Source organism: Gemmatimonadales bacterium (assembly GCA_041390145.1).
Taxonomy (GTDB): Bacteria; Gemmatimonadota; Gemmatimonadetes; order Gemmatimonadales; family GWC2-71-9; genus SPDF01.
Genome location: JAWKQM010000003.1, coordinates 289,367 through 298,253 on the forward strand (window position 1 = coordinate 289,367; position 8,887 = coordinate 298,253).

The window sequence follows — 8,887 nt, forward strand, 5'->3', positions numbered from 1 at the left end:
ATCCATGGGGATCACCTCCCGCCCATGCGGGTGGCTTCCTCCGCCCCCTGCTGGAAGACGACCGTGCCCGGCCGACCTTCGCGCGGGCCAAGGCGAGGGCTTCCCGCCTCGGCGGCGAGCAGCGCGGCGGAATTCTCCCGCCGTTCGGTCAGGGCAGCCACGATGCGGTTGAGGGTAGCGGCGCGGCGTGTAGGGGGAGCGCGGGGGCTGCTCCTCGGGGCAGCGGCGACGGTGGCGCAAACGCGGCCCTCGACAATCCGGGGGCCTTACCACCGAGGCTCCGCCGTGACTTCCGGCCGCCGGAGCAGGCCCGATGACCGGTCGAGCCAGCCGGTGACATGCGCCGTGGAGGCTATGAGTAACATAGAATCACCGTTCTGCTCATACTATGGAACAGTAATAGCACTCGGCGTACATCGGTGGTGTGATGATCAACCTGCCCATATGGAGACGGTTCCGGCAGGCCACCGTGTAGGCTGATTCGAACGGTAGATCTCCATTCCCTAGGCAGGCGCGCCCAACAGGCCAGCAGCTGAACGACTTCTGCAGTGATAACGAGAGGCTCAAACCATTCCGCCGCGGCTGGGTGCGGGTGCGGTTCGACATTGCGCTATCTGGCCGGGCCAGCAACCGCCTGTGGCCCACCGCGCGGACGCGATAGAGTATGAGGCCGCGCGCCAGGCCGGACCACCTGCGTGAGCCAGGCGTCGCCGTGATACTCGGACCTGCTGACGACAGCACGCTGTAAGTCGTTAGACAACGACGCCGAGACAATGCCAGGTATGGGCAAGTACCAACAACCCAAGCGTCCAGGTGCGTCTACCCGCTGGAGCGACACGCGCCGTCCAGCCGCGATTGCAACAGACCTCAACGGGGCGTTGCCGACAATGGAGTATGAGACCCCGGGCCCGTTGCTCCAGGTCATCGGGTAGTACCAAGCATCGACTCCCCATAACGATGAGGGCTGGAATCCCACGCGGCGCTGAGCGCCCCGGTGACGATGAGCTGTCGCCCGTCTGCGGTTGAGCATCGTCCGGACCCTGATGAGGGTTGTCCGGGGTCGGGATGGCGCGCGGACTCGTTTCAGCTCTTCACGCTGCTGCTGCATTAGCCGTCCATCGTCTGCAATCCAAGTCCATCCGTGCGGCGCCAACGGCGTGTAAGACTGTATCCCCCCCGCTGTACGGGGGACTCTCCGCTCGTTGAACCGCATTGCGAGGTCCAGCGTATCGCGCGTGGCGCCAGTGCGAATGTCGAGCAGGCCAAGCTGCGACCCACCCCCTTGGCGCCCAGTAGGCGACCGCGATCGAGTCCACCAGGTAGGCCCGGACCACCGCACGCCCCGGCAATGGCACGTCCACGCCTCCCGCGAACGCGCGAACCGCGAACCGGGCCCGCGGCGCACGGTCTCGGGTGACGAGGACGGTCCGACCATCCGGCGAGATGCGGCCAAGGAGCCTCGACGTCGCCGTCGCGACGTGGGCAGCGGCCGGGCGCTGCCGTCCAACAGGTCGCGTGGATGCTGGGAAAGTACCTTCCACGTTGTAGCTCGTTGAGCTCGCTGATCAGTACACGGCCGCACGTCGGGCGTGACACTGGAAAGACTTGGCGGTACCCCGATAAAGGTGTCGCTGGTGGCCGAGAGCTCTACCAGTGCGGGGTCGAACGGCGTCCGAATTAGCGCGGTCTTGTTTCGCTCCACCGTGATGAGTCGCCACAGTGCGTCGGCACTAGCCTTTTCCCACCAGTCATCTGGTGAAAGGATATCCAGATGGGGTGGCCACACGCCGACCATCCCGGTGACGATCCGAAGGTATGCGGTGTCTGTATTCCATCCCTCAGGAAGACGATGAACCAGGGAGAATCGGGAACCGACATGACGTCGTTTGCGATCAGATACGCTCTGTCGAATCGATTAGCGCGTATGCTGTCCAGCACGACGCCGTCGAGCCCGGCCAGCATGATCGATCCGGGGAGTCTTCCTGTTGGGGCGCCGCCGGCGAACGTGATTCCACCAAACTCCACTTTGACAATCGAGTCGGCGCCGAAGAAGTCGAAGTTTCCGATCCCGGCAACCCGAGTGGCGGGGCCGCCAAGCAGCGAGACGAGGCCGACCCCCGAGCTTCGTCACCCAGGTTCCCCGTGAATGCAATCAGGCGGCGGTCCGGGCTGAATCCAATCACCCGAACAGGGCTACGCGAGCCATCTAGGACTCGGCGAGCGGTGGTGCCCCCCACCTCCCGTACCTCGATTCCATAGGTGCAGCCGTCAGACGTGCACTCCTCGACCCGGTAGGCGATGGTCTTGCTATCAGAAGAAATGACGGTGTTATCGGTGCGCCCGGAAAATGTGACCTGCGTGTCCGGTCTCCGAGTCGAGCAGGCGGGCGAGATTGCGGCCGGATCGCAGCACCTGCCAGGCCAATCCCTCCCACCAGGATCACGACTGCGGCACCGACGATCACCGGGCGATCCTCATCGTCGCACCTTCGTTTCCGGTTGCCAATCTGTAACCGGGCGCGTCTGCGTCGGCGTCATCCCGCCGCTCGAGGTGGCCAACGGCTCCAGCGCCGCCACCAGCTCGTCCGCGGTTCCTGAACCGGCCCGCTTACGCTTCGCCAGGCACTTCATCACCACCGTTTCCAGCGCCTGTGACAGGCCGGCTTCGCTGTTGCCCTACCGGGATCGGCGTCTGGGTCACATGCGCCGCGAGGGTCTGGTTGGGGATTGAGCCCGGGGAAAGTGGGTGTGGCTTCTATGAGCAGCTCGTAGCCCAGCACGCCAAGGCATGATGTCCACCCGTCCGTCCATCTGCGGGTCTGCGGAGTTTGCTCCGGGGCCGTAGGCGGGCGTACCCAAGGCCACCCCCGCGGTGGTGAGCTGCTGGCGGCCTGAGGCTCCGCTCATCGCCTTGGCCACGCCGAAGTCCATGACCAGGGCGAGTTTGGCCGAGAGGAGGATGTTCTCCGGCTTGATGTCGCGGTGCACCACGCCCGCCTTGTGGGCCACCGCCAGTGCCTCGGCGATTTCGCTCAGGAGCCGCACCGCGTCGGGCACCTACACCCGCCGGAGCGTGCCAAACGGTCGCGGAGGGTCTCCGTAGGGTATCACGTAGTAGAAGAAGCCGTCGGCGTCGCGCCGAGTCGAGCACACCGGGAGGATGCGGATGGAGCAGCCGCGCCGCCACGGCAATTTCCCGGGCGAATCGCTCGGGACCAAGGGTGGCCGCCAACTCCGGACGGAGCACCTTCACCGCAACCCGGCGCTGGTGCTTCAGGTCCTCGGCGAGGTACACCGTGGCCATGCCCCCCTGCCCCAGCTCCCGCTCGATACGGTAGCGGTCGGCGAGGGCAACGGTGAGGCGGTCGAGGCTCACGGTTTCACCCGCTCCTTCAATTCGTCCAGGAAATTCAGGATTACATATATGCGGGAGGTAGTACTGGGTCCCCGCTGGCCCGCGGTGGCATCCCAAAGCTGTCTGAGAAAGGCTCCATTCGGAAGGATGTCGTATCCCCTAATGGGATTACTGGTCCATCCCCTCCATGGACCGAGTAGCCTTGGGCGGCCTGGTCGGAAGTTCGGGCCCTCGGGCACGTCCACCGCCATGAGGGAGTCGCCTTGATGGTAGAAGATTGTCCGGCCGTCCCGGGACCAAGATGGCTCGAAAGCGTTGCCCGCCGACACCACGGTCGCAGTTTGACCGCCTGGATATGGGCGTACCACCACCTCAGCACGCCCGCTCTGGAGCGAGCCGTACACCATCCAGTGGCCGTCCGGCGAGAAGGCCGGCCACCGTTCTTCGGCTGAGGTGGCGACGAACGGCCGGGCCTGGCCGTCGGGAGGGAGCACCCAGATATCGCCAGACGACACATACACAATCACATTCTCAGATGACCAATCCGACACCTGCACCTGCCCCTGCACATTCGGACCGCCAAGGCGTTCGGGTGGCGTACTTCCATCCGCCGGCATGCGGTAGAGGCCAGGCACACCTGGCTGATCCCGATCGGAGCTGAAGACGACCGACTCTCCGTCAGGACTCCAAGCGAACGACGAGTTCGAATTGCCGCCGGTCTTGAGCTGCTCGGTGATGCCTCGGTCCAGATCGTGGATCCAGATCTCCTGCTGCCATCCGCGCATGGACATTACAAGGACACGGGCGCCATCTGGCGAGATGCGAGGGCGATGCCATTCGCGTGGTTCCAAGGCCAACGGGGTCGTGTCTCCGGAGACGGTGAGCTCCACTATCCGTGAAACACGCCCCTTGCCCACTCCCCCAGCGGCATACGCCAGGTGGCCGGCGCTGGACACGGCGACCTGCGCCGCGCCCGTTTCGAGTATCGTATTCCCTCCGTACAGCGAGTGCATGACGTTACTGAGCAGCATGACGGGCTGTCCCTGGACTTCGGCGCGATCAGGATCGAAGCGCACGCCCCAGAGGGTGCCCTCGCGCATGAAGAGGAGGTAGCCCCCGGACATGTAGATCGGGTTCATGCCATTCGGCACTACCACGTGCGGCGTGTCCGTGGCCAGGTCAAGCGCCATGATGTCCGCGTCCTCCGACTGCAGTGACCGTGAGGCGTGGAAGAGCAGCGTCTTGCTTCCGGGAAGGAGGTATGGCTGGAACCACCTCGTGGCTGGCATCGTGGCGGAATCCACCTCCGCGAGCAGCTCAAATACACCGCCCGATGCCGGGACCCAATACAGGCGGCCCGTCGCCGCTGCAACGATGGTCCCATCGTCGCCATAGCTCAGGCCAGTGAGGGCTCTGGTGTCCGGGGCTGAAGCGATCCTCTCGAGCGAATGGTCGCTCATCGATATGCGCTCGAGATACGCGGCACTACTGTCTGTCCGGACGAATGCCAGCCACGTCCCGTCTGGAGAAAAGACCGGGAGCGAGTAGTTGTCGGTGTCCGACTCGAGGAGAAAAATGTCCTTGTCCAGGTCTATCCGGTGCTCGTACAGCGCCGATGGCTTGTTCGGGCGGGACGCCGCATACACCAGCGTTCTGCCATCGGGTGAAAACGCCATCCTGGTTGACCGGAATCTCGGAATCGTGGGGCTGGCGGCCTCGGCGCTTGTGTCTGGGCCAATGACAAAGCTGAACCTAACCAAGCCTTTCGGCACCCCGGCGGCGGGCGGGCTCGGCCAGCGGAGTGCGACCGCTGCGCCGAGGAGAATCACGAGGGCGCCGAGTGCATAGGTCACCCAGGCAGCGGGGCTGCCCCGGCGCGTCTCGGCGGAGTTGCCAGTCGAGGTCTGTGTCGTGAACCCCTGATTCTGTAGCGCCTCCGCAAACGCCTTCGCGCTCTCGAACCGGTCGGCCGGCAGCTTCTCCAGTGACTTCCCCACGGCAGCCGCCACGTTCGGGGGCACCGACTTCCGAAGCTCCGTGACCGGGCGCGCGGTGTCGGTCACGATCTTCATGATGATCTGCTGGGCAGACCCGCCGAGATGCGGCGGCTGCCCTGCCAACATCTCGTAGAGCACGCTGCCCAAGGAGTACACATCGGAGCGGGCAGTGATCTCTTTCTCGGCGGTGGCCTGCTCGGGGCTCATGTAGTGCGGTGTGCCGAGGCTGAGACCGGTCTCCGTCATCCGGCCACCGGCGGCGGCATCAGGGCCAGCGCGATGCCGAAGTCGGCCATGGGGGCCTCTGGGATATTGCTTGATCTGATACCCCTCGCCGTGGGGCTGGAGATCCATGGGGATCACCTCCCCGCCCATGCGGGTGGCTTCCTCCGCCCCCTGCTGGAAGACGAATCGTGCCCGGCCGACCTCTGCGCGGGCCAAGGCGAGGGGCTTCCCTGCCTCGGCGGCGAGCAGCGCGGCGAATTCCTCCTGCCGTTCGGTCAGGGCGGCCACGATGCGGTTGAGGGTAGCGGCGCGGGCGTGGGAGGGGAGCGCGGCTGCCTCGGGGGCAGCGGCGATGGCGGCGGCAATCGCGGCCTCGACATCCGGGGGGCCGGCCATCGAGGCCCGGCCGACCAGCTCGCCGGAGTAAGGGCTCCGGATGTCGGTCGCGTCGGTGCCGGTATGCAGTGTGCCGTGGAGCAGGAAGGGACGTATCCGGTCGTTGCCTGTTGCCATATGGTAACAGTACAGCACGGGGTGTCGATCGGTAAGGTGTGTGAATGCACGAACCCCGCCTCGTATATGGAGACGGGGTTCGCGGTGGACCATCGGGGCGCCCGGATTCGAACCGGGGACCTCCTGCTCCCAAAGCAGGCGCTCTACCAGGCTAAGCTACGCCCCGAACGACCTGCAAGATAACGAGTTGGGGCGTTCTGCCAAGCTGATCGGAGACGGGGTGTGTCAGAAACCGTGCTACGACACCTCGTGTAGGGCGCGGGAGCCAGCGCCGTCTATCGGTCGCGGATGGGTTGGGTGTGATACCGCGGCCACTGGTCCGCCGGTCAGCTGCTTCTGTCGCTCTCTGGCGGGCGCCCCGCGGTCAGTAAGCGCTCCGCGAACTCAACGCGTTCCTGGAGTTGAGCCACCTGCGCGCGCATCTGGTTCAGATCATCACTCAACGCGTCGACCGCTGGGCCCAACGCCGCATCGCTGCCTCCCAGCTCCAGCTCCTTGTCTCGAATCGCCAGTTCTTTCATCTTGCGCGCGTGACCGGCAACCACCGCCACGAACGCGATGAATCCTGGGACGCCAAGGACAATCGCGGCAATGGGAATCAAGCTGGAAGGGTCCATCTCTCCTCTCCTCCGTGGTTGACAACAATCCGGCAGGTCAGTCCATCGCTTCACCATACACCAGCGGCGAGGGTGCGCGGAAGACGGAATATGCGAACGCTGCATGCCCCACAAACTTCTGCGCTGAGTCCGCCCACGTCGGACATGCAGGTATCAATTATTTGGGAACCCGACCGGCTTCAGCAGTTCCTGGAGTCGTGGGTCCTCGGGCATCACCTGATAGATCAGCCAGCATCGCGCACCCACCAGGGCGCGCCCCTGTTTGCGAACCCTGGATGTGGTGAGCTCGACGGCCCGCGCGGTGTCTCCCAACGCGGCGAAGATTGCGGGCCACGGTTCGATGCCGAGCGACTCCAGCCGTGCGACGAGCGCGCGTGCCTCCGCCTCTCGACCGCCCATCGCCAGCGCGAACGCGAGTGCGTTACCGGAACCGAGCGTGTCGGTCAGCTTGACCATCTGCTCCGCCGCCTGGACCGCCTCGGCGTGCCTGCCGGAAAGGGAGTATTCCTCTGTCGCGACACTGAGGAACCAGACCGAGTCGCCGCTGACGCCGGCCCCCCCAGCGGCGGCCACCCGCGCGCGGAGCCGTCGAGCCTCGGCGACCGCCTCCTCGTGCCGGTCGGCGCATGAATACGCGCGGACAATCTGGGCCTTCAGCAGGTCGGACAGCGGATCGCGTGCCTCCGCCTTGCGGTATTCGGCGATGGCCTCGTCATACCGGCCTGCCGACTTGAGGTACAGCGCGTAGATCCAGTGGTGCGAATTCGGATCGAGCTCCATTGCCCGTTGGATGGATCGCTCCGCCCCCGTCCAATCCCAGTCGTAGATCAACTGCACGAAGCCCAGCGAGGCCCACGCCTGCGATTCCGTGCTGTCCAGGGCCAGCGCACGCAGCGCCGACGCCCTGGACTTTCGGAAATACTCGTCGGACTCCCGCGGATCGGAACTCGCCAGCCAGTGGTCGGCGAGCGCCAGCTTGGCGTACGCCCTGGCCCAGGTGGAATCCCGGGCAACCGCCTCCTCCAGCTTCGCAATCGCCAGGCGGAACTGGGACAGCCGCTCCGTGTACGGGAGGATCTGTCCGTAGGACGCGCGTTCCAGGTGATAGAGCCCTTCGAGATAGGCGTCCTGGGCCGCGGGATCAACGGTCGGGCCGCTCGTCAGGCGGGTCCGCACGGCCGGCGTCATGCGGGCCCGCATGGCGTCGGCGACGGCTCGGGCCACCTCGCCCTGGAGCGCCAGCGCGCGGTTCAGCGGACCGGTGAACGTCCTGGAGATGAGGTGCTGCTCCGGCCTGGCGCGCACGAGCTGGACGGTGATGCGCACACTGTCGCCGCTCCTGAAGACCGCGCCTTCTACCACGGCCTGGACCCCGAGTTCCCTGGCAACCTCCGGCAACGACTTGTCGCTGCCCTGGTAGCGCAGCACCGACTGGCGGGAGTAGACCGTCAGCGCTTTGATCTGTGCCAATTCCGCGATCAGCGCGTCGTGCATGCCCGCGACGAAATAGGCGTCTTCTGCGTCGCCCGTCAGATTGGCCAGGGGGAGCACGGCCACGCTGGAAATCTCCACCGGCTCACCCGCGAGTTTGTGCGCGGATACCCAGCCCAGCGCCGCGATCACCAGGACCACGGCCGCGAGTCCCGTCGCGCGCGGCCACGACCACCAGCCTCCAGGTGGGGACTCGGTGGCAGTCACGGTGCGTTTGGGGAGGGCCCCGGCGGGTGTCGCGCTCGAATCCTCAGTCGGTCCATCGACGGTCGGCTGGTCGATCGCCGGGGCCGGTCTGTCGGCGGCGCTGGTTGCACGGATCCGCTCGAGCACCACCTGGACCGCCGGGTCTGGGTCGACACCAAACTCGGTCGCCAGCAGAATGTCGTGGAGGCGCGCCTGGCGGATTGCGCCGGCGCGATCACCCATGGTCTCCAGCACCTCCATCAGCCCGACAGTTGCCCGGGCATCGGAGGGGTCGTCCGCGAGCAGTCGCTGCCAGGCATCCCGGGCTCCGATGGCCTCCCCCGCCGCCCCCTTCTGCACCGCCAGCGCCGTCAGTGCCGTTCGCCATGCCCGACGGAACCGCTCCTTCTCCTGGTCGACCCAGCGCTCAAACTCGGGCGCATCACTGAGAAAGAAGCCATCGAGGAACGGGCCGGCATAGAGCTCGATCGCGCGCTCCCTGTC

At 65.9% G+C, this 8,887-nt stretch carries 5 protein-coding genes and 1 tRNA gene; all 6 read right to left on the bottom strand.

Annotated elements, in window-relative coordinates; genetic code table 11:
• Positions 1–11 precede the first annotated feature (11 nt).
• Positions 12–161 (bottom strand): hypothetical protein, encoded by a 150-nt coding sequence (locus R2910_03375; protein ID MEZ4412010.1) that lies wholly within the window; start codon positions 159–161, stop codon positions 12–14.
• A 2,535-nt stretch (positions 162–2,696) separates the two neighbouring features.
• Positions 2,697–3,056, bottom strand: coding sequence for a protein kinase (locus R2910_03380; protein ID MEZ4412011.1), 360 nt, complete (start codon positions 3,054–3,056; stop codon positions 2,697–2,699).
• 315 nt (positions 3,057–3,371) lie between these two features.
• Positions 3,372–6,089 carry an aldehyde dehydrogenase family protein gene (locus R2910_03385; GenBank protein ID MEZ4412012.1) on the bottom strand — a complete coding sequence of 906 codons (2,718 nt, stop codon included), beginning with the start codon at positions 6,087–6,089 and terminating at the stop codon, positions 3,372–3,374.
• A gap of 92 nt (positions 6,090–6,181) precedes the next feature.
• A tRNA-Pro gene (locus R2910_03390) sits at positions 6,182–6,255 on the bottom strand.
• 160 nt (positions 6,256–6,415) lie between these two features.
• Positions 6,416–6,706, bottom strand: coding sequence for a hypothetical protein (locus R2910_03395; protein ID MEZ4412013.1), 291 nt, complete (start codon positions 6,704–6,706; stop codon positions 6,416–6,418).
• Positions 6,707–6,859: 153 nt separating this feature from the next.
• Positions 6,860–8,887 (bottom strand): BTAD domain-containing putative transcriptional regulator (locus R2910_03400; GenBank protein ID MEZ4412014.1); only part of this gene is annotated, 2,028 nt, incomplete at its 5' end.